At 61.6% G+C, this 20,853-nt stretch carries 16 protein-coding genes; 6 read left to right on the top strand and 10 right to left on the bottom strand.

The genetic code is table 11. The features are described from left to right. The first annotated feature begins 1 nt into the window (after nucleotide 1). Genes tagH through tagF form a run of 5 tightly spaced genes read left to right on the top strand, consistent with a single transcriptional unit; the run spans nucleotide 2 to nucleotide 8,146 of the window. Nucleotides 2-1,390 (top strand): type VI secretion system-associated FHA domain protein TagH, encoded by a 1,389-nt coding sequence (gene tagH / locus HX868_RS05050; RefSeq protein ID WP_177002126.1) that lies wholly within the window; start codon nucleotides 2-4, stop codon nucleotides 1,388-1,390. A 27-nt stretch (nucleotides 1,391-1,417) separates the two neighbouring features. Continuing rightward, nucleotides 1,418-2,749, top strand: coding sequence for a type VI secretion system baseplate subunit TssK (gene tssK / locus HX868_RS05055; RefSeq protein WP_177002127.1), 1,332 nt, complete (start codon nucleotides 1,418-1,420; stop codon nucleotides 2,747-2,749). 10 nt (nucleotides 2,750-2,759) lie between these two features. Beyond that, nucleotides 2,760-4,031, top strand: a complete 1,272-nt coding sequence (gene icmH / locus HX868_RS05060) for a type IVB secretion system protein IcmH/DotU (RefSeq protein WP_177002128.1) — start codon at nucleotides 2,760-2,762, stop codon at nucleotides 4,029-4,031. Nucleotides 4,032-4,033: 2 nt separating this feature from the next. Then, a complete protein-coding gene (gene tssM, locus HX868_RS05065) occupies nucleotides 4,034-7,597 on the top strand; it encodes a type VI secretion system membrane subunit TssM (protein WP_177002129.1) in 3,564 nt (1,187 codons plus the stop codon). A 9-nt stretch (nucleotides 7,598-7,606) separates the two neighbouring features. Continuing rightward, the gene (gene tagF, locus HX868_RS05070) at nucleotides 7,607-8,146 is read left to right on the top strand and encodes a type VI secretion system-associated protein TagF (protein ID WP_177002130.1); all 540 of its coding nucleotides are present in this window, start codon (nucleotides 7,607-7,609) and stop codon (nucleotides 8,144-8,146) included. A 41-nt stretch (nucleotides 8,147-8,187) separates the two neighbouring features. Here tagF and HX868_RS05075 read toward each other — a convergent pair whose 3' ends face one another. Next, entirely contained in the window at nucleotides 8,188-8,502 is a 315-nt protein-coding gene (locus tag HX868_RS05075; protein ID WP_095015609.1) for a helix-turn-helix domain-containing protein, read from the bottom strand. Next, entirely contained in the window at nucleotides 8,492-8,842 is a 351-nt protein-coding gene (locus HX868_RS05080) for a type II toxin-antitoxin system RelE/ParE family toxin (protein WP_177002251.1), read from the bottom strand. Before HX868_RS05080 ends, HX868_RS05075 begins: the two co-directional genes overlap by 11 nt. 324 nt (nucleotides 8,843-9,166) lie before the next feature. Between HX868_RS05080 and HX868_RS05085 the strand changes: the two genes are divergently transcribed. Beyond that, nucleotides 9,167-10,603, top strand: a complete 1,437-nt coding sequence (locus HX868_RS05085; RefSeq protein ID WP_246355481.1) for an alpha/beta hydrolase — start codon at nucleotides 9,167-9,169, stop codon at nucleotides 10,601-10,603. A 125-nt stretch (nucleotides 10,604-10,728) separates the two neighbouring features. Here the strand turns inward: HX868_RS05085 and nuoN are convergent, their stop codons facing one another. From nuoN to nuoG, 8 genes are read right to left on the bottom strand one after another with little or no spacing between them, the layout of a single operon-like run. Next, complete coding sequence (gene nuoN / locus HX868_RS05090) at nucleotides 10,729-12,192, bottom strand: NADH-quinone oxidoreductase subunit NuoN (protein WP_028616809.1); 1,464 nt, start codon at nucleotides 12,190-12,192, stop codon at nucleotides 10,729-10,731. Nucleotides 12,193-12,199: 7 nt separating this feature from the next. Next, on the bottom strand, nucleotides 12,200-13,732 hold the full coding sequence (nuoM, locus tag HX868_RS05095; RefSeq protein WP_010209575.1) for an NADH-quinone oxidoreductase subunit M: 1,533 nt from the start codon (nucleotides 13,730-13,732) through the stop codon (nucleotides 12,200-12,202). Nucleotides 13,733-13,781: 49 nt separating this feature from the next. After that, nucleotides 13,782-15,635: an NADH-quinone oxidoreductase subunit L gene (nuoL, locus tag HX868_RS05100; protein ID WP_095015610.1), complete on the bottom strand. Its 1,854-nt coding sequence runs from the start codon at nucleotides 15,633-15,635 to the stop codon at nucleotides 13,782-13,784. After that, nucleotides 15,632-15,940: an NADH-quinone oxidoreductase subunit NuoK gene (nuoK, locus tag HX868_RS05105; protein WP_003174727.1), complete on the bottom strand. Its 309-nt coding sequence runs from the start codon at nucleotides 15,938-15,940 to the stop codon at nucleotides 15,632-15,634. Before nuoK ends, nuoL begins: the two co-directional genes overlap by 4 nt. 2 nt (nucleotides 15,941-15,942) lie before the next feature. Beyond that, a complete protein-coding gene (gene nuoJ / locus HX868_RS05110) occupies nucleotides 15,943-16,446 on the bottom strand; it encodes an NADH-quinone oxidoreductase subunit J (protein WP_016974946.1) in 504 nt (167 codons plus the stop codon). A gap of 9 nt (nucleotides 16,447-16,455) precedes the next feature. Then, nucleotides 16,456-17,004 (bottom strand): NADH-quinone oxidoreductase subunit NuoI, encoded by a 549-nt coding sequence (gene nuoI / locus HX868_RS05115; protein WP_003174725.1) that lies wholly within the window; start codon nucleotides 17,002-17,004, stop codon nucleotides 16,456-16,458. An 11-nt stretch (nucleotides 17,005-17,015) separates the two neighbouring features. Further along, a complete protein-coding gene (gene nuoH, locus HX868_RS05120) occupies nucleotides 17,016-18,023 on the bottom strand; it encodes an NADH-quinone oxidoreductase subunit NuoH (RefSeq protein WP_017137518.1) in 1,008 nt (335 codons plus the stop codon). After that, the gene (gene nuoG / locus HX868_RS05125; RefSeq protein ID WP_177002132.1) at nucleotides 18,020-20,734 is read right to left on the bottom strand and encodes an NADH-quinone oxidoreductase subunit NuoG; all 2,715 of its coding nucleotides are present in this window, start codon (nucleotides 20,732-20,734) and stop codon (nucleotides 18,020-18,022) included. The genes nuoH and nuoG overlap by 4 nt, the downstream gene beginning before the upstream one ends. Nucleotides 20,735-20,853: the final 119 nt, after the last annotated feature.

A 20,853-nucleotide genomic window follows, 5' to 3' on the forward strand; every position in this document is an offset into this window, starting at 1 on the left:
TATGAACCTGATCCTGCTGGTCAAAAGCTACCGCGACCAACCGATGCCCGGTGACGTGATCTGCCGGTTTACCGAGGTCGGTGGCTCCATCGGCCGAGGGCCGGACAATGACCTGACCCTGGATGATCCGGGCAAGTACATCTCGCGGGTGCATGCGCGCATCGAACGACGTGACGACGGGTTTTACCTGACCGACACCGGCAGCAACCCCAGCCTGGTCAATGAACGACCGCTGGGTAATGGGCGCGAACGGGTACTAGAGGAGGGCGATCGCCTGGTGATCGGTGATTACGCCCTGGAAGTGCGCCTGGCGCAGCCAGCCGCCGTCGAACCCGAAGACGACGCCCTGGCCACGCGGATCCTGCCGCCATTGTTCGTGCCGCCCCCGCCGCCCGTGGCCGCGCCGCTGCCACCGCTGGAAGTCCCGCGGCCGTTGGTACGCGACCCGGAAGTGGTGGTGCCGGTGCTGCTGCATGATGACTTGGCCGGTGCGCGCATCTTGGAGGGCGGCTCGTTGTTTGACGGGGCGATGCCGTTGTCGGATCCGTTGGGACTGAATCCATCGCTGACGCCAACGTTTCGCGGCACCGAGAGTGATCACGTGGCGCCGCAGTTGCAGGCGTTCAGCGCGCCGTTGTGGCAAGCAGAGCCGCAGGTAATTCCGGAGGATTACGACCCATTGCTCGGGCTGCCCACGCTCCCTGTAGGAGCCGGCTTGCCGGCGATGGACGTCAACGATAACGCCGTTCTACCTGAAGTCCACAGCGCCCATGCGCCTATCGCCGGCAAGCCGGCTCCTACAGAGGGGGATGCTGTGCTCCAGGCCTTGCTTCAAGGCCTCGGCCTTGCGGACCTGCACACTTCCCGCCCGCCCACCGAACTCGCCCAGCTCATCGGCGAAATGCTCCGCGCCACCACTACCGGAACCATGGACGTCCTCCTGGCCCGCGCGCTGACCAAGCGCGAAAGCCATATCGACATGACCATGATCGGCGCCTATTCCAACAACCCGCTCAAATTCTTCCCCGACGCCGACAGCGCCCTGACTCAAATGCTCGGTGGCGACTCGCCGGCCTATATGCGTCCGGTCAAGGCGATGAACGCCTCGTTCGAAGACCTCAAGGCCCACGAACTGGCGGTGATCGCCGGCATGCGCGCGGCCCTTGGCGCGGTGGTGCAACGCTTTGATCCGGCACGGGTCGAGCAACGTCGCACCACCCATGGCGCGCTGGACAAGTGGATGCCGGCGCGGCGCAAGGCGCGATTGTGGGACCGTTTGGTGGAGCGCTACGAAGACCTGGCACGGGATGCCGATGAGGATTTGCAGCGGCTGTTTGGTGAGCTGTTTTCCAAGGCTTATGAGGAACAGGTCGCGCGGATGCGCTCCTGACTCCAGCCCTTTTATTGAGAAGAATTCATGTCCTGGAATAACAAAGTCGTCTGGTCCGAAGGCATGCTGTTGCAGCCTCAGCACCTGCAACAACATGACCGTTTCCTGCAGACCCAATTGGAAGCCCGCGTCAGTGCCTTGCGTGCTTACGGGTGGGGCTTTGCCAAGCTGGAAATCGACCCGCAGCAGTTGGTCATGGGCAAGTTGTCCTTGCTGTCCTTCAGCGGCGTGTTGCCTGACGGCACGCCGGTAGGGCTGCCCTTTGGCGATGAAATGCCGTTGCCCCTGGAGATCCCCGCCGACGCCCGTGACCTGAAAGTGGTGCTCGCGCTGCCCAGCCTGCGCCCCGGTGTATCGGAGGTGGACGACAACCCCAGCTTTGAAAACTTCGCCCGTCACCGCAGCAGCGAATACGAAGCCTGGGACAGTAACGGCCTGGACAGCAGCGCGTTGATGAGCATCGGCAAACTGCGCCTGCGTCTGGCGTTCGAAGGCGATGTGGCGGATGCCTACACCACCCTGGGCATCGCCCATGTGGTGGAAAAGCGTGCCGACAAAAGCGTGGTGCTTGACCGCGAATACTGCCCGCCATGCCTGGATATGCGCGCCGCCGACCGCCTGGGAGCGTTTGTCGATGAGCTGCTGGGCCTGGTGCAGCAACGGGTCGAGGCGCTGGCGTCGCGCCTGACCCAACCCGACGGCAGCGGCGCAGCAGAAATCGCCGACTTCCTGTTGTTACAGGTGCTCAATCGCAGCCTGCCGTTGGTGCGCCACTTGGCCGCGATGACCGGTCTGCATCCCGAGCAGTTGTACCGCGACCTCGCGAGCCTGGCCGGTGAATTGGCGACTTTTACCCGCGAGGATAAGCGCGCCGCTGCCTACCCGGCGTACCGCCATGCGGCCCTGGCGGAAACCTTCGCCCCGGTAATGCGCGACCTGCGCCGCGCGCTGTCGACGGTGATGGATGCACGCGCCATCGCCATCCCTCTGGAAGAGCGCCAGTACGGCATTCGCGTGGCAGTGCTGCCTGACCAGGACCTGCTGCGTTCGGCCACCTTCATCCTCGCGGTGCAGGCACAGATGTCCGCCGAGAGCGTGCGCAACGGCTTCCCGCCGCAGGTCAAGATCGGCTCGGTGGAAAAGATCCGCGACCTGGTCAACCTGCAACTGCCGGGCATCGGTCTGCGCCCCTTGCCGGTGGCGCCACGGCAGTTGCCGTTCCACGCCGGCTTTACCTATTTCGAACTCGATCGCAGCAGCGAATATTGGCAATTGCTGAGCCAGTCGGCCGGCTTTGCCCTGCATATCGCCGGGGTGTTCCCAGGGCTGGACATGCAGTTCTGGGCGATCCGCAACTAAGGTGACTGACGTGAACGACACTTTTGAAGGCGATCCGGATCGCACCCTGCTGATTCCCACGCCAGGGGGACGCAGGGCAGTGCCGCCTGTGACACCGCTACAGCGCGAAGCCGTGGTGTTGCAGGGCCAGGGGCTCAACCCGCTGGTGCGTGCCGCCAACCCGCTGCTGGACCTGGTGGTGCCGTTGCGCAGCCTCACGGCCATGCCGGACATGGAAGGCCTGCGCCAGCGCCTGATCCAGGCGGTGCAGGCCTTTGAAACTCAGGCCCGCGCCAGCCAAGTGGACGTGGAAACCGTGGCGGCTGCGCGCTACGCGCTGTGCACCCTGGTCGACGAAACCATCGCCAGCACGCCGTGGGGCGCCGGTGTGTGGGGCAGCCGCAGCCTGTTGGTGACCTTCCACAACGAGGCGTGGGGCGGCGAGAAGTTCTTCATGATCCTGCAGCGCCTGAGCCAGGACCTGCGTACCCATATCGACGTGCTGGAGTTGATGTACCTGTGCATGGCGCTGGGCCTGGAAGGACGTTATCGCGTGTTGGATCGCGGCCTGGATCAGTTGGGGTTGTTGCGTGAACGCCTGCTGCAATTGATCAACCAGCAACGTGGCAATCAGGAACAAGACTTGTCACCGCGTTGGCGCGGTGCCGAAGCACCGCAGGCCTCGATGCTGCGGCGGGTGCCGTTGTGGGTGTTGGCGTCGGTGGCGGCGGTGCTGCTGTTGAGTGTGCAATTGACCTACAGCTGGCTGCTCAACCGTGCGTCCGATCCTGTGTTCGCCCAGATCGGTTCGATCCGTGTGGCCTCGCCGCTCAAAGTGGCGGTGCCCACGACACCTGCGCCCGTGCGCCTGGCCGGGTTCCTCGCGCCGGAAGTGGCCCAGGGGCTGGTGGCGGTGAAAGACAGCGCCGATCGCTCGGTGATCACCCTGCGCGGCGATGGGGTGTTCGCTTCCGGCAGTGCCGAAGTGTCGGGCAACTTCGACGGCTTGCTCGCACGCATCGGCGATGCCCTGGCCACGGTGCCGGGGGATGTGGTGGTGGTCGGGCATACCGACAATGTGCGGCCCTCGGCGACCTCACGGCTTGGCTCCAACTTTGACCTGTCCCAGGCGCGGGCCAAGACCGTCGCACGCTTGCTGGCGCAACGGGCCGGGCCGGTGGAGCGTTATCGCAGTGACGGCCGTGGCGAAACCGAACCGCTGGTGCCCAACGATTCAGCGGCGAATCGCGCGCGTAACCGCCGCGTTGATATCACCGTTTTGATCCCTTCCCAGGCGCAATAGCCATGAATTTCTCGACGCTGTTTTCGTTGTTATGGTCCCCGGTGGAGCGCTTCATTCTGTGGCTGCTCAAGCCCTGGTTGCTGTCGTTGATCGGTGTGGCTTTGCTGTCGTTGCTGGTGTGGTATGAGGGCCCGCTACTCGCCTTCAATGGCAGCGAACCGTTGGCGCCGGAGTCGCGGCGCTGGGGTTTGATCGCGGTGTTTGTATTGATCTGGGCAGGTTATTTTGCCTGGCGTCTATGGCGAGCCTGGCGCGCCAATCGCGGCTTGATGGCGGGCGTGGCTGACGCGCCAACGGTGGCGCCCGGCGTGCGTGAGTCTCAGGCTGAAGTGGCCGAGCTGGGCGAGCGCATGCGTTCGGCCATGGCGGTGTTGCGCAAGGCCAATCCTGGCTGGAAGATGAGCGGGCAGTACCTGTATCAATTGCCGTGGTACATGTTCGTCGGCGCGCCAGGCAGCGGCAAGACCACGGCGCTGACCCATTCCGGGCTGCAGTTTCCCCTGCGCGAGGCCATGGGCAGCGGTGCCATCGGCGGTGTCGGCGGCACGCGGCATTGCGATTGGTGGTTCACCGATGAAGCGGTGCTGCTCGACACTGCCGGGCGCTACACCACCCAGGACAGCTACACCGAAGTGGACAAGGCCGCGTGGGGTGGTTTCCTCGACCTGCTGAAAAAGTACCGTCGCCAACGCCCGGTCAACGGTGTGATCGTGGCCTTGAGCGTCAGCGACCTGCTGCAACAGACCGACGCTCAGCGTCAGGCCCAGGCCGTGGCGATCCGTGCGCGCATCAATGAGCTGTACGAGCGCCTGGGCCTGCGCTTCCCGGTGTATGTGATCATCACCAAGTGCGACTTGCTCGCGGGCTTTTCGGAGTTCTTCGAAACCTTCGGCCGCGACGAACGCGCGCAGGTGTGGGGCGTGACCTTCCCGTTGGCCCAGCCACCCCAGGCGGATACGGGCCTGGCGTCGTTCCCGGGCGAGTTCGATGCCCTGGAGCGCCAGTTGCAACGGCGTGTGCTGGAGCGTTTGCAGCAGGAGCGCGATTTGTCACGACGCGCGTTGCTCTACAGCTTCCCGCAACAGTTCGCCAGCCTGGGCGACGGCCTCACGCGTTTTCTCAATACGGTCTTCGAAGTCAACCGCTACCAGGAGCCGGCGCTGCTGCGTGGTGTGTATTTTACCAGCGGCACCCAGGAAGGCAGTCCGATTGATCGGGTGCTGACCTCGCTGGCAGCCTCCTTCGGCCTGGGTCGAAAGGTGTTGGCAGCGAATGTCGCCAGCGGGCGCAGCTACTTCATCACTCGCCTGTTGCGCGAAGTGATCTTCAAGGAAACCGGCTTGGCCGGGGTCAATCACCAGGAACAACGGCGCCGTCATCTGCTGGGTCGCGCGGGGCGCATGGCGGCGGGTGTGGCGTTCGTCCTGCTGCTGGCCGGCATGACCATCAGCTACACCCGCAACCTGCAACTGATCGCCGATGCGTCCAGTGCTGCCACCAACGTCGCGCAATTGGCCAAGGCACTGCCGGCCGAAGGTGATGTGTTGGTGACCCTGCCGCTGCTGAATGCCGCGCGCGCGTTGCCCAGCGGCTACAGCGACGGCGACCGCAGTGTGCCGCTGCTTAGCCGTATGGGCCTTTACCAGGGCAACAAGCTCGGCGCTGGCGCAGTCACGCTGTATCGCCGCTTGCTGCGCAGCACCTTGTTGCCGCATATCGTCGCCAACATGGAAAACGCCTTGCGCCGTGGCGACGCGAGCAATCAGGAGTTTCTCTACGAAACCTTGCGCGCTTACCTGATGCTGGGTGAACGGCAGTTCTTCGACGCGCCGTCGGTGCAAGCCTGGGTCGATGTGGACTGGCGTCGCGAACTGCCCCAGGCCACGCCTGCGCAGTTGCAGCAGCTATCGGATCATGTCGCGGCGCTGCTGGAGGCCGACGACGAGGCCGAGCCGGTGCAACTGGACAGCGCGTTGGTGGCCAAGGTGCGCCTGGCGCTGGCGAGCATGCCGTTGTCCCAGCGCATCTATAACCGGGTGAAACGCCAGGTCGACCAGCAGCACCTGCCCGAGCTGAGTGTAAACAGCGCAGTGGGGCGCGATGTCTCGTCACTGTTTACCCGCGCCAGTGGCGAGCCGCTGTCGCGGGGCGTAAGTGGGGTTTACAGCATCGCGGGTTACCGTGAACTGACCCACAAGACCCCGCAGGCCGTGGCCGAGATGGCCAAGGACAGCTGGGTGCTGGACCGCCAGGAGTCGGCGCAGATTGCCGGCGCCGACTCTGCCATGCAGGCGGCGGTGCTGGAGTTGTACTACGCCGACTACATCCGTCAATGGGACACCTTCCTCGCGGACGTGCACCTGGCGCCATTGACCAGCCTCAGCCAGGCCTCATTGGTGACCAATGTGCTTGCCGCCAGTGATTCACCGTTGCGCGCGTTGTTGGTGGCTGTATCGAAGGAAACGACCCTGGAGGGCGCGCTGAATTCGACCACCAACAAAGACACCGATCAGCGCGTGCGCGACAAGATCGCTGCGGCCACGCAAAAGTTGCAATCGGCTCTGGGGGGCGACAGCCCGGCACCGGTGGCAGATGCGTCGGCCAATCCGGTGGATCAGCATTTCGCTGCGCTGCATCGCTTGGTGGGCAACGGCACCGGCCCGCAGCCGGTGGATGAGGTGTTGGCGTCGCTGAAGGACGCCGGGCAATTCTTCGACAGCGCTGACGCCGCGCGCCGCAGTGCTGCGCCAGCACCTTCCAACGAGGTGTTGGGGCGCTTGAAACGCTCGGGTGACACGCAGCCTGCGCCGTTGTCAGCGCTGCTGCGCGATGTGGAGTCGGGTGGCACGGCGCTGACCCTCGGCAATGAAAAAGCCCGGTTGAATGCGTTATGGGAAACGACGGGTGCACCATTCTGTCGAGCGGCCATTGATGGGCGTTATCCGCTGGTGCGCAGCTCTGCCCGCGATGCCACCGCCGATGACTTCGGCAAGTTTTTCGGCCCGGGTGGGTTGATGGATGATTTTTTCAGCAAGAACCTCGCGGCGTATGTCGACATGAGTGGCAGCCAGTGGCGCTGGCGATCAACTGGTGTGACGCCACTGAACATCTCCCAGGATGTGCTTAATCAGTTCCAGCGTGGTGCCAGGCTGCGCGACATGTTCTTCGTGGCCGGTGCGCGCCAGCCATCCATGCGCTTCGACTTGAAAACCCTGGGGGCAGACCCGGCACTGAGCAAGGTCACGTTGGATATCGATGGTCAGCCGGTGGTGTTTGACGCCGGTACTGTGCCCGACTTTGCCAGTCTCTCGCTGCCCAGCGGCAAGTCCGGCGGCCTTGTGCGCCTGGACGCTACGCCAGGGCTGGCCAGCCCACTGCGCAGCGACGGCCCCTGGGGTTGGCTGCGCATGATGGACAAGGCGGTGGTGAACACCCAGGGCGAACAGCTGCAACTGACCTTCAACCTGGAAGGCCATCGGGTGGCGTATCTGTTACGAGCCAGCAGTGTGATCAACCCGTTCCGCCGCGACAGCATCGAGCAGTTCCATTGCCCGGGCAGCTTTTAGGAAACAGCCATGAATGGATTTTTTGGCAAGGTCCCCAGTTTGGGAGACTTTGTCAGTCGTCGTTTGCCAGCGGAATTCTTGCACCCGTGGGACGCTTGGTTACAGGCCGGCTTGCAGTGCAGTCGTGAGCGGTTGGTCGAGCAATGGCTGGAGGTGTACCTGTGCAGCCCGATCTGGCACTTTGCGTTGACGGCGGGTGTGTGTGGTGAACAGGGCTGGGCCGGGGTGATGATTCCCAGTGTGGATCGGGTGGGGCGCTATTTTCCACTGACCGTTGCTGCGGCAGTTGGAGACGGGCTGCTGTTGGATGCGACCTGGCATGGTGAGGTGGAGCGCTTGGCGTTGTCAGCCTTGAGCGAGGCGTTTTCCCTCGAAGTATTTGATGAGTCGGTACAGGCGTTGCCATTGCCCACGCTTATCGAACGAGCAGATCCCGCCATGCGGGTATTGTTCTGGAGCGAGGGTTCCCCCCACGTTGCGCCGACGCGTTGGGAAGGGGAGGGATTGCCCGATGCCGAGACCTTTGCCGACATGCTCGGCGGCCCATAGCACTGAATGCAAAAGCCCCGAACCTGTCGGGGCTTTGCTGATCAACCCAATGCAGCGAGTTGCGCCACGGTTTCCGGGAAACGCGCCACCAGGCGAATCAGGGTGGCAGCCTGGGCATTTGGCTTGGCCCGGCCTTGCTCCCAGTTTTCCAGGGTGCGGGTGTTGGTGCGCAGGTACATGGCGAACACCGACCGGGAGAGGTTGAGTTGTTGGCGCACCGCGACCACTTCCTCGGCGGTGAGTGGCGCCAGGTTTTTGAGGTAAACCTTGTGGGTTCGCAGGGTGACTTTGCCTTGGCGTTCGTCTGCCAGGGCGTCGAAGCCTTCGACCAGTTCGGAAAAGATTTCACGTTTCATGATGTGTTCTCGCTTTGATTTCCCTGTCCAGCATGTGTTTTAAGGCTTTTTTGTGCTGTGGTGTCAGGTCATCCTGTTCGTGCTTGCCGTACAGGGTGAACAGCCAGAATTGCGTGCCGCCCGACCACCAGCAGTAAATGACCCGCAGGCCACCGCGCTTGCCTTTATTGCGTCGCTCATCGACGAAGCGAACCTTGCGCAGTCCGCCTGTTCCCTCGATCACGTCTCCCGCTTCCGGGTTCTTCATCAACTCTTGTTGAAAACCCTGGAAAAGCTCGTCACTCAGATAGTCCTTGCGATGCCGCTCGAGGGCCGGCAGTTCGATAAATAGAGCATCCATGTTCTGTACGTAGCTTGCGTATAGCTTGGTGGCCCACTCGCGATGGGTCAAGTGACCCTGCTGTGGGAACTTTCCTAAAACGCAGACACCATACGGAGGCATTCATCGGGTAGATGCCGGATGGGGAGGCAGATGGGCGGGGAAATTTCTGTGATTAGGAGCGTCGAACAGCACCGGTGCAGAACGGAGCAGTTTTGTTGGAACTTTGTAAGCAGCCTGCTTAAAAAGTCACGAAACCAAATAGGCTAATTCGTCTTTTCAAATTGGCTCGTATTACGAATGTCAAAAGCTCCACGGTTAACCCTCCTGACAACGCTGGCGGTTATGCTTCCGCTCGCCATTTTGTATTTGTTCGTTTATGTGGACGAGCAACCTGCTGGCGTGCGTTGGCAGCCTTGCGTGAACAGCGAGTTCGCGACCTGGTTCGACGATCAGCCGCCACAAGGGATGCTATGTGGTTACGTTGAAGCACCGTTGATTTACTCGTCAGCCGCGCAAGCAGGCAACGTTCGACTGGCCTTGACCCGGCTTCCCGCCAAAGGCGTCAGGAAAGGCAGTGTAGTAGTTGTTAGCGGAGGGCCAGGGCTTCCGGGGATCAACCCTTATCTGTCCGGCGACAGTACGGTGGACAGGTTGAAGCAGTCCTACGACATCATTGGTTATGACCCCCGGGGCGTAGGTCGGTCCACACCGACTATCTCATGTGAGCGCTCTGATCGTGATGAAGACGTTACGTTGGAAGGCAGCGATATGGCTGAATCTGAGTTTCAATTACGTCGGACTATTGCCGAGTGCATCAAACAGACTGGTGCGCTGGTTTTGCAACATATTGGTACCAATGAAGCAGTCAACGATCTCAATGTCATTCGTGCTGCGTTGGGTGAGCCTAAGTTGACTGCCGTAGCTTACTCCTACGGCACTAAAGTCGCAGCGCTGTTCGCTGAACGCTTTCCCGAACAGACGCGTGCCATGGTGTTGGATGGCGTGGTGGACCTTTCGGAGGACGAATACACCCAGCAATTGAATCAGGCGCGCAGTTATCGGCAGACTTTCCAGCGGTTCTTGGCGTACTGTGCCCGAACACGTTATTGCCCTTTGCCGGATGATGAGCGTGGCGCGGTCGAGGCATTTCAAACAATATTGCGCGACGTCGACGAGTCGCCGTTACCCTTGAAGGACGGCAATGAAATGACCGCCGAAGACCTGGTCTCCACGGTTCAATCATTGCTGCTGTGGTATGAGTTTTGGCCTGATCTGATTGCGCTATTGCGTCAAACCCAGACAAAGAGTGCTGACGAACAGCTGGCTCAGTTGGTTACGGACAATGCGGGACGTGAGACCAATGAGGCGTTAGGCGTCATTACCTGTGCGGACAGCGCCGTTCCAGGGAGCGATATCCAGGAAATACGCAAGCAACGGCAGACGATTGTCGCGGCATGGCCCCTCTTCAACTATCTCGGAAAACAGAATCTACCCTTGAGTATGTGCGATCTGTGGCCGTTCCAGGGTAAGGTCCAGGCACATATTCCAGTGGTCTCGCTAACCTTGCCGCCGTTGCTGTTTGTCGGTCAACGTTATGACGCAACGACGCCCTATGCGAATGCCAGGCAGATGGCAAAATGGTTCAGAAGCCCACTCGTCACCCGAGAAGGTGACGGGCATACGTTGGCACTCACTGGAATCGACGGCTGTGTGGATGAGGCGGTAGTGGACTACTTATTAACGCCCAATGCGGGTGTTCTTGATAAAACCTGCCCTTGATGAGGCCGGTTTCGCAGAGCCCGATGCTTCATAGTCTTTGAGCTGACCAGCTGCGTACTCATCGCTCCAATAACGCAAAACGGCGCCCGAAGGCGCCGTCTTGTTTACTGCATCCTGCTAAGCGATCAAACGCCCAGCACCGCGTGCTGCACCAGAGTGAGCAACGGTTGTGGGTACACGCCCAGGAAGAACGCGAGCAGGGCGATGGCCAGCAGCATCACGCCGCCTGCCTTCTGTTCCCAATGCAGCTCAGCATCCACACGGCGCAGGTTTGGCTCGATCAGGTACAGGGTGACCATCACGCGCAGGTAGTAGAACACGCCGATGGCGCTGCCCAGTACCAGGGAGGCAACCAACCACCATTCGTGGGCTTCAACACCGGTCGCAACGATGTAGAACTTGCCGATGAAGCCCGCCGTCAGCGGGATACCAGCCAGCGACAGCATCATCACGGTGAGCACGGCGGTCAGGTACGGACGGCGCCAGAACAGGCCGCGGTATTCGTACAGGGCGTCGGCGTCACGGCCTTTGAATGGCGAGGACATCAGCGTGATCACGCCAAATGCACCCAGGCTGGTGATCACGTAGGTGACCAGGTACACGCCCATGGCTTCCACGGCCAGGCCTTTGCTCGCCACCAGGGCGATCAGCAGGTAGCCGAAGTGAGCGATGGAGGAGTAACCCAGCAGACGCTTGAGGTTGTTCTGGGTCAGGGCCAGCAGGTTGCCGAACAGGATCGACGCGATGGCGATCACGGTCAGCACGGTGCTCAGTACACCGGTGTTGGCAGCAGGCGAGATCTGGAACAGACGCACCATCACCGCAAACACAGCAACCTTCGACGCGGTGGCCAGGAACGCCGCCACCGGCGCCGGGGCGCCTTCGTACACGTCCGGGGTCCACAGGTGGAACGGCACCAACGACAGCTTGAACGCCAGGCCGATCAACATCATCGCCAGGCCCAGTTGGGCGATTGGCGCAGGCATGTTGGTGGTGGCCAGGGCGTGACCGATACCGGTGAAGCTCAGGCTGCCGGCTTCGGCGTAGAGCAGGGCCATACCAAACAACAGGAACGCGGAACCCGCCGCCGACAGCACCATGTACTTGATGCCGGCTTCCAGGGAGCGCTTGTTGAAGAAGGCGTAGGCCACCAGGCCGTAGGTCGGGATCGACAGCAGTTCCAGGCCGATGAACAGGCCGGCCAGGTGCTGTGCGCTGACCAGCACGATACCGCCGGCCGCCGCCAGCAGGATCAGCAGGTACAGTTCTTCCTTGTTGCCTGGGTAACCGGTACCGCCTTCGCCCATGTAGGCGTGGGCGAGGGTGACGCACGCCAGGGTCGCGACCAGGATCAGCGCGATATACAGCAGGGCGAAGTCATCCACCATCATCAACGGCGTGACCGCCAATGGCGCGACCTTGAGGGCCGGGATGATCGACAGCAGGGCCAGGTTGAGGCCGGCACAGGACAGCAGGAACGTTTGCGAGTGATTGCGGCGCCAGGCGATTGCCAGCATCACCACCACGATGGTGAGGCTGGTAATCAGCAGCGGCGCAAGCGCGATAAAGTGTTGGATCGTGAATTCCATAGCGCTCTTACCGGGCCGAAGCGAGTTGAGAGAAGGCGGTGCCGAACCACTGCTGCACGCCATGCATCGTCGCGGCAGAAGTGTCCAGGAACGGTTGCGGGTACACGCCGATGTAGATCAGCAGCACCGCAAGGCCGAGCACCATGATCAGTTCGCGAGCATCCATCCCTTGCAGGACAGTGTCGGACTTGGCCGGGCCGAAGTAGGCGCGGTGGATCATGATCAGCGAGTAAACCGAACCAAACACCAGGCCGGAGGTAGCAATCGCACTGATCCACGGTGTTTGCACGAAGGCACCCATCAGGATCAGGAACTCGCCGATGAAGTTGCCGGTGCCCGGCAAGCCCAGGGACGCGGCGGCGAAGAACAGGCTGATCGCCGGCAGGTACGCGATGCGCGACCACACGCCACCCATTTCACGCATGTCACGGGTGTGCAGGCGCTCGTACAACTGGCCACTCAGGATAAAGAGGGCAGCGGCCGAGACACCGTGGGCCAACATCTGGATGACTGCGCCTTGCAGCGCCAGTTGGCTGCCGGAGTAGATGCCGATCAGTACGAAGCCCATGTGGGACACGGACGAGAAGGCAATCAGACGCTTGATGTCGGTTTGTGCGAAGGCCAGGAACGCACCGTAGAAGATCCCGATCAGACCCAGGGTCATGGCGATCGGCGCGAACTCCGCCGAGGCATTCGGGAACAGCGGCAGTGCGAAGCGCAGCAGGCCGTAGGCCGCAGTCTTCAACAGGATACCGGCCAAGTCCACGGAACCGGCAGTCGGCGCCTGTGCGTGAGCGTCAGGCAGCCAGGAGTGGAACGGCACCACCGGCAGCTTCACCGCGAACGCGATGAAGAAGCCCAGCATCAGGATGTACTCGGTGGTCAGGGACATCTTGGTTTTCAACAGGTCGGCGTAGTTGAAGGTAATCACGCCGGTGTTGTTGAAGTTGACCAGTACCAGGCCCAGGATCGCCACCAACATGATCAGGCCGGAAGCCTGGGTGAAGATGAAGAACTTGGTCGCCGCGTAGATCCGGGTTTTCTTGCCGTCCGAAGAACTGTGACCCCAGAGCGCGATGAGGAAGTACATCGGCACCAGCATCATTTCCCAGAAGAAGAAGAACATGAACAGGTCGAGGGCGAGGAACACGCCGACCACACCGCCCAGGATCCACATCAGGTTCAGGTGGAAGAAGCCCACGTGACGCTGGATCTCTTTCCAGGAGCAGAGTACCGAGAGGATACCCAGCAGGCCGGTCAGCAGGATCATCAACAGCGACAGGCCATCGAGGGCCAGGTGCACGTTGATGCCGAAGCGCTGGATCCACACGTGCTTGAATTCAAGCGCGAAAGTCGGATCGACACCCGGTGCCGGAGCAAATGAATAGTCGCCATGGGCCCACAGCCAGAGGCCGAGAGCAAGTTCCAGGGACATGGTCAGCAACGCAATCCAGCGGGGGAGGGTGGCGCCGAAGCGTTCACCCATCCAGCAGAGCAGGCCGCCGATAAAGGGGATCAGGATTAGCCAGGGCAGAATCATGACAGGCTCGTTTCCTTTCGCAAGTTCGCAAAGTTGGCAATGTTCATAATCAGACCGCTACCACGACGATGGCGCCGATGACCAGTACGGCACCGGCGGCCATGGAAGCGGCATACCAACGCAGTTGACCGGTCTCGCTGCGGCTCAGAGCGGTGTGACCGGCCTTGGCGGCACGCGGGATCAAACCGATGGTCTGGTCGAGCGGGTCTTTGCGCAGTACATGGCTGATGGCCAGGTAAGGCTTGACGAACAGTTTGTCGTAGATCCAGTCGAAGCCCCAGGCAGCGAACCACCAGGCCGAGAGGAAGCGGCCAATGCCACTGTTGGCCACGGCGGTCACGAAACGGCGCTTGCCGAGGAACAGCAGGGCGGCCAACAGGATACCGGCAATGGCGATGGCACCCGAGGCGATTTCCAGGCTGTGCTGGGCTTCGCCGCCGGCATGGCCGACGCTTTGCGGCAGTACACCGTGCAGCGGCGGGGTGATCATGGCGCCGACGAAGGTCGACAGCACGATCAGCACCGACAATGGCAACCAGTGCGAAATGCCGTGGCCTGCGTGCGCTTCGGTCTTGGCTTCACCGTGGAAGGTGATGAAGATCAGGCGGAAGGTGTACAGCGAGGTCATGAACGCACCCACCAGGCCTGCGTACAGCAGGTTCTGGTTACCGCTGGCAAAGGCTTCCCAGAGGATTTCGTCCTTCGAGTAGAAACCGGCGGTCACCAACGGCAGGGCGGCCAGGGCGGCACCACCAACGATGAAGCTGGCGTAGGCCAGTGGCAGTTTCTTCCACAGGCCGCCCATCTTGAAGATGTTCTGCTCGTGGTGGCAGGCAACGATCACCGCACCGGACGCCAGGAACAGCAGGGCCTTGAAGAAGGCGTGGGTCATCAGGTGGAAGATCGCCGCGTCCCAGGCGCCAACGCCCAGGGCCAGAAACATGTAGCCGATCTGGCTCATGGTCGAGTAGGCGAGGATGCGCTTGATGTCGGTCTGCACCAGCGCGGCGAAGCCGGCCAGGACCAGGGTCACGCCACCCACGATGCCCACCAGGTGCAGGATGTCCGGCGCCAGAGTGAACAGGCCGTGGGTACGGGCGATCAGGTAGACACCGGCGGTGACCATGGTTGCCGCGTGGATCAGTGCGGAAACAGGGGTAGGACCGGCCATCGCATCCGCCAGCCAGGTTTGCAGCGGCAGTTGTGCGGATTTACCGACAGCGCCACCCAGCAGCATCAAGGTAGCCAGAGTGATCCAGAAGTCGCCAACCTGGAACTTCTGCGGTGCCAGCACCAGCAGTTCCTGGATATTCAGCGTGCCCACCTGTTGGAACAGGATGAACAGGCCGATGGCCATGAACACGTCACCGATGCGGGTCACGATGAAGGCTTTAAGGGCTGCGTTACCGTTGTTGCGGTTGCTGTAGTAGAAACCGATCAACAGGTACGAGCACAGGCCCACGCCTTCCCAACCGAAGTACAGGAACAACAGGTTATCGCCGAGCACCAGGAACAGCATGCTGGCGATAAACAGGTTGGTGTACGAGAAGAAGCGCGAGTAACCGGCTTCACCGCGCATGTACCAGGACGCGAACAAGTGGATCAGGAAGCCTACACCCACCACCACGCCGAGCATGGTGATCGACAGGCCGTCGACATAGAGAGCGAAGTTAGGCTTGAAGCCTTCCACCGACATCCACTGCCACAGCACCAGGGTGTAGTGACCGCCTTCCGGCGGCGCCACGTTGAATTGCCAGATGACGTAGGCGGCCACAATCGCCGACAAGCCAATGGAACCCACGCCCACCAGGGCAGACAGGTTTTCCGACCAGCGCCCGCGAGAGAACGACAGCAGCAGGAAACCGATCAGGGGGAATACGAAAGTCAGAAAGATCATGTTCATCCGCGCATCTCACTGGCAGCGTCGATATCAAGCGTGTGGAAGCGACGATACAGTTGCAGCAGGATCGCCAGGCCGATACTGGCCTCGGCGGCTGCCAGGCTGATCACCAGGATGAACATGACTTGTCCATCCGGCTGGCCCCAACGTGCACCCGCTACGATGAAGGCCAGTGCAGCGGCGTTCATCATGATTTCCAGGCTCATCAACACGAACAGAATGTTACGGCGAACCATCAGGCCGACCAGGCCAAGGCAGAACAGGATGCCGGCGACCGCCAGACCATGCTCCAAAGGGATAGCAGGCATCGTCATTGCTCCTTGGCTTCGTTGCGGCCCAAGTGGAAGGCGGTGATGGCTGCGGCGAGCAGCAGCATCGAAGCCAGTTCGACCACCAGCAGGTACGGGCCGAACAGGCTGATGCCCACGGCTTTCGCGTCTACGGTGGTGTGGCCGATGGCCTGGCCGCTCTGGTGAGCGAACAGCACATACAGCAGTTCACCCAGCAGCAGGGCTGCGAGGATAACCGGGCCGAGCCAGATGCCGGGCTTGAGCCAGACGCGTTCCTGGGCGACCGAAGCCGGGCCCAGGTTGAGCATCATCACCACAAACACGAACAGCACCATGATGGCGCCCGCATAGGCGATCACTTCCAGCACGCCGGCGAACGGGGCGCCGAGTGCGAAGAAGGTCATGGCCACGGCGATCAACGAAATGATCAGGTAGAGCAGGGCGTGCACAGGATTGGTGTTGGTGATCACGCGAAGCGTGGACACCACTGCAATACCGGACGCGAAATAGAAAGCGAATTCCATCTTTCTTCCTTAAGGCAGCAAGCTCTTCACGTTGATCGGCTCGGCTTCGTTTTGTGCGGCGCCTTTCGGCTTACCGGCAACGGCCATACCTGCAACACGATAGAAGTTGTAATCAGGGTTTTTACCGGGACCAGAGATCAGCAGATCTTCTTTCTCGTACACCAGGTCCTGACGTTTGAACTCGGCCATCTCGAAATCCGGTGTCAGCTGGATCGCGGTGGTCGGGCAAGCTTCCTCGCAGAGGCCGCAGAAAATGCAGCGCGAGAAGTTGATGCGGAAGAAGTCCGGGTACCAGCGACCGTCTTCGGTTTCAGCTTTCTGCAGGGAGATGCAACCCACCGGGCACGCCACGGCGCACAGGTTGCAGGCTACGCAACGCTCTTCGCCATCGGGGTCGCGGGTCAGCACGATACGGCCGCGATAGCGCGGCGGCAGGTACACCGCTTCTTCCGGGTATTGCAGGGTGTCGCGTTTGCGGAAGCCGTGACCGAACACCATCACCAGGCTTCGCAACTGGGTACCGGTACCCTTAACGATGTCGCCAATATATTTGAACATGGGTCAAATCCTCACTGAACCGCGCCGGCTGGCGTGTTCAACAACACAACGGCAGCCGTCACCAGCAAATTGATCAGGGTCAGTGGCAGGCAGAAGCGCCAGCTGAAATCCATCACCTGGTCGTATCGTGGACGCGGAATGGAAGCGCGCAGCAGGATAAACAACATGATGAAGAACGCGGTCTTCAGGAAGAACCAGAAGAACGCCAACTGCGGCAGGATGCCGAACGGACCGTGCCAGCCGCCAAAGAACAGCGTGACCAGCAGGGCCGAGATCAAGATGATGCCGATGTACTCACCGACGAAGAACATGCCCCATTTCATGCCGGCGTATTCGATGTGGTAGCCGTCGGCCAGTTCTTGTTCCGCTTCCGGCTGGTCGAACGGGTGACGGTGAGTCACGGCGACGCCAGCAATGAAGAAGGTACAGAAACCGAAGAACTGCGGAATGATGAACCACAGGTTCTGCGCCTGGTACTCGACGATGTCGCGCATGTTGAACGAGCCAACCTGCACCACGATGCCCATCAGCGCGAGGCCCATGAACACTTCGTAGGACACGGTCTGGGCCGAAGCCCGCAAGCTGCCCAGCAGGGCGAACTTGTTGTTGCTCGACCAACCGGCGAACAGCACCGCATAGACCGACAAACCGGCCATGGCGAAGAAGAACAGCAAGCCGATGTTCAGGTCCGCCACGCCCCAGGTCGGGGTGATCGGGATGATCGCGAAGGCAATCAGCAAGGCGCTCATGGCCACGACCGGTGCCAGGGTGAAGATCACCTTGTCGGCAAACGGCGGGGTCCAGTCTTCCTTGAAGAACATTTTCAGCATGTCGGCCGCGATCTGGAACATACCGAATGGGCCAACGCGGTTCGGACCGTAACGGTCCTGCCACCAGCCCAGCAGGCGACGTTCGACGAAGCTGAGCAGGGCGCCCGCGACGACCACGGCCAACAGGATCACGATGGCCTTGACCACCGAAATGATCACGTCAATTACTTCCGGCGTGAACCAAGTCATTGCGCTGCCTCCTGCAGACCGTCAACGGTTTTGCCAAAGATCGCCGCTGGAATGCCAGCGAAACCCTTCGGCAGTGCAACCAGGCCAGCGCCTAGCTCGTCGTTGATGCGCAGCGGCAGACGCAGGGTCTGGCCGGCGACGTTCAGGCTGAGCAGGGCACCATCGTTGACGCCCAGGCGGTCGGCTTCGGACTTGGCCAGGGAAACGTAGGCGGCTGGGATGCGCTCTTGCACCGGGGCGGCTTTCGAAGAGTTCTCTTCGCTGCCGAACAGGTGGAAGAACGGCACGACCTGCCAAGTGCCCTGGGCCGGGTTGAATGGACGTGGTACGGCAGAGAACCAGTTCAACGAATCACCGGTGCTTTCGATCAGGCGCGTGCCCGGGTCGCCAGCACGGATGTGACCACCGACTTCGTCCTGGAACTTGTTCCAGGCTTGCGGCGAGTTCCAGCCCGGCGACCAGGCGAACGGTACCTGTTGGCGCGGTTCGGCGGAGCCCGAGTAGCCTTCCATGGAGAAGGCGAACGCGGTGTCCGGGTCTTGCGGAGTACGTGGCTCGTGCACGCTGATATTGGCGCGCATGGCGGTACGACCGGAGTAACGCAGCGGCTCACGGGCGAGTTTCATGCCCTTGATGCGGAACGCGGCGGACGGTGCGGCGTCGACGATACGGGCGAGTTGCGGCGCGCTCGCGGCGGCAGCGGCGGTCACGTGGTCGAGCTGGGTCCAGTCGATCGGCTGGTTCAGCAGGGTCGCGCGCAGGGCATGCAGCCAGCGCCAGCCTTCGTGAACCAGGATGCTGGCGTCCATGTACTTCGGATCGAACACCTGGAAGAAGCGCTGGGCGCGGCCTTCCTGGCTGACCAGAGTACCGTCGCCTTCGGCGAAGGTGGCGGCTGGCAGGACCAGGTCGGCGCGCTCGCTGGTAGCCGTCTTCTGGTGGTCGGCAACGATCAGCACCTTGGCGGCGTTGAGCGCAGCGTCAACCTTGGCGGCATCGGTGCGGGTGTACAGGTCGTTTTCCAGCACCACGATGGCGTCGGCTTTGCCGTCTGTTACGGCTTGCAGGGCCGCGTCCAGGGACTCGCCACCGAGCATGGCCAGGCCAAGACTGTTGGCTTCCGGCACGACCAGGCTGATGGAACCGTTCTTGTCGCGCAGCTTCAGCGCCTTGGCGATGTTGGCAGCGGCTTCGATCAACGCCTTGGAACCCAACGAGGTGCCGGCGATGATCAATGGACGCTTGGCCGCCAGCAGGGCGTCGGCGATACGCTGGGCCAGTTCAACGGCTTCAGCGTCCAGGCCTTCGACGGCAGGGGCGCTGGCGTCGAGGGCGTGGGCCACGGCGAAACCGATGCGGGCCAGGTCGTCCGGTGCTGCGTGCACGCATTCTTCGGCGATGTCGTCGAGCTTGGTTTCAGCCAGGCTCGCGATAAACAGCGGGTTCAGCGCGTGCTGGCCGATGTTTTTCACGGCGGCGTCGAGCCAAGGCTGTACGCGCATGGCGTCGGCCATGTCTTCAGCCTTGCCTTTGACCGACTGGCGCAGCGAAAGGGCGACACGGGCAGCGGTCTGGGTCAGGTCTTCACCGAGCACGAAGATGGCGTCGTGGTCTTCGATGTCGCGCATGTTCGGAACCGGCAGCGGGCTGTCGTTCAGCACTTGCAGGACCAGACGGATGCGCTCCAGCTCAGCGGCTTCGATACCGCTGTAGAAGTGCTCGGCGCCAACCAGTTCGCGCAACGCGAAGTTGCTTTCGAGGCTGGCGCGCGGCGAGCCGATACCGACGATGTTGCGCCCGCGCAGCAGGTCGGCGGCTTTATCCAGGGCGTCGTCCAGGCTCAGTTTGCCGCCGTTGGCCAGCAGTGGCTGGCGTGGGCGGTCTTCGCGGTTGACGTAGCCATAGCCGAAACGGCCACGGTCGCACAGGAAGTATTGGTTGACCGAACCGTTGAAGCGGTTTTCGATGCGACGCAGTTCGCCGTAGCGCTCACCCGGGGAGATGTTGCAACCGCTGGAGCAGCCATGGCAGATGCTCGGGGCGAATTGCATGTCCCACTTACGGTTGTAGCGCTCGGAGTGAGTCTTGTCGGTGAATACACCGGTCGGGCAGACCTCGGTGAGGTTGCCGGAGAACTCGCTTTCGAGCACACCGTCTTCAACGCGACCGAAGTACACGTTGTCGTGGGCGCCGAACACGCCGAGGTCGGTGCCGCCAGCGTAGTCTTTATAGAAGCGCACGCAGCGGTAGCAGGCGATGCAGCGGTTCATTTCGTGGGAAATGAACGGGCCGAGGTCCTGGTTCTGGTGGGTACGCTTGGTGAAGCGATAACGGCGCTCGTTGTGGCCGGTCATCACCGTCATGTCTTGCAGGTGGCAGTGACCGCCTTCTTCACAGACCGGGCAGTCGTGAGGGTGGTTGGTCATCAGCCATTCAACAACACTGGCGCGGAACGCCTTGGATTCATCATCGTCGATGGAGATCCAGGTGTTGTCGGTGGCTGGGGTCATGCACGACATGACGATACGACCACGGGTGTCGTTCTCGTCGGTGTATTGCTTGACCGCGCACTGGCGACAGGCACCGACGCTACCAAGCGCGGGGTGCCAGCAGAAATACGGGATGTCGAGGCCTAATGAGAGACATGCCTGTAACAGGTTGTCTGCCCCATCGACTTCGAGCGCTTTGCCGTCTACGTGGATAGTGGCCATGGTTCAAAGTTCTTCGTTGGCCCGTTGTCAGCGGGCGTGGCTAATGGAATCTTGTTATTCATGGGCATCAACACAGCCTTTACGGCGTCAGCCCATGAGAAAGCTACGGGTGTGGACCC

Origin of the sequence: Pseudomonas reactans (assembly GCF_013385825.1) — a bacterium.
Classification (GTDB): domain Bacteria; phylum Pseudomonadota; class Gammaproteobacteria; order Pseudomonadales; family Pseudomonadaceae; genus Aquipseudomonas; species Aquipseudomonas reactans.

Bases quoted from the DNA above. Each gene is read 5' to 3' on its own strand.
- tssM (WP_177002129.1), top strand. From the start codon at position 4,034: ATGAATTTCTCGACGCTGTTTTCGTTGTTATGGTCCCCGGTGGAGCGC.
- nuoK (WP_003174727.1), bottom strand. From the start codon at position 15,940: ATGCCTGCTATCCCTTTGGAGCATGGTCTGGCGGTCGCCGGCATCCTG.
- nuoH (WP_017137518.1), bottom strand. From the start codon at position 18,023: ATGACTTGGTTCACGCCGGAAGTAATTGACGTGATCATTTCGGTGGTC.
- HX868_RS05085 (WP_246355481.1), top strand. From the start codon at position 9,167: ATGCTTCCGCTCGCCATTTTGTATTTGTTCGTTTATGTGGACGAGCAA.
- nuoM (WP_010209575.1), bottom strand. From the start codon at position 13,732: ATGATTCTGCCCTGGCTAATCCTGATCCCCTTTATCGGCGGCCTGCTC.
- nuoL (WP_095015610.1), bottom strand. From the start codon at position 15,635: ATGAACATGATCTTTCTGACTTTCGTATTCCCCCTGATCGGTTTCCTG.
- HX868_RS05075 (WP_095015609.1), bottom strand. From the start codon at position 8,502: ATGAAACGTGAAATCTTTTCCGAACTGGTCGAAGGCTTCGACGCCCTG.
- tagF (WP_177002130.1), top strand. From the start codon at position 7,607: ATGAATGGATTTTTTGGCAAGGTCCCCAGTTTGGGAGACTTTGTCAGT.
- nuoI (WP_003174725.1), bottom strand. From the start codon at position 17,004: ATGTTCAAATATATTGGCGACATCGTTAAGGGTACCGGTACCCAGTTG.
- nuoN (WP_028616809.1), bottom strand. From the start codon at position 12,192: ATGGAATTCACGATCCAACACTTTATCGCGCTTGCGCCGCTGCTGATT.
- tagH (WP_177002126.1), top strand. From the start codon at position 2: ATGAACCTGATCCTGCTGGTCAAAAGCTACCGCGACCAACCGATGCCC.
- nuoJ (WP_016974946.1), bottom strand. From the start codon at position 16,446: ATGGAATTCGCTTTCTATTTCGCGTCCGGTATTGCAGTGGTGTCCACG.
- tssK (WP_177002127.1), top strand. From the start codon at position 1,418: ATGTCCTGGAATAACAAAGTCGTCTGGTCCGAAGGCATGCTGTTGCAG.
- HX868_RS05080 (WP_177002251.1), bottom strand. From the start codon at position 8,842: ATGGATGCTCTATTTATCGAACTGCCGGCCCTCGAGCGGCATCGCAAG.
- nuoG (WP_177002132.1), bottom strand. From the start codon at position 20,734: ATGGCCACTATCCACGTAGACGGCAAAGCGCTCGAAGTCGATGGGGCA.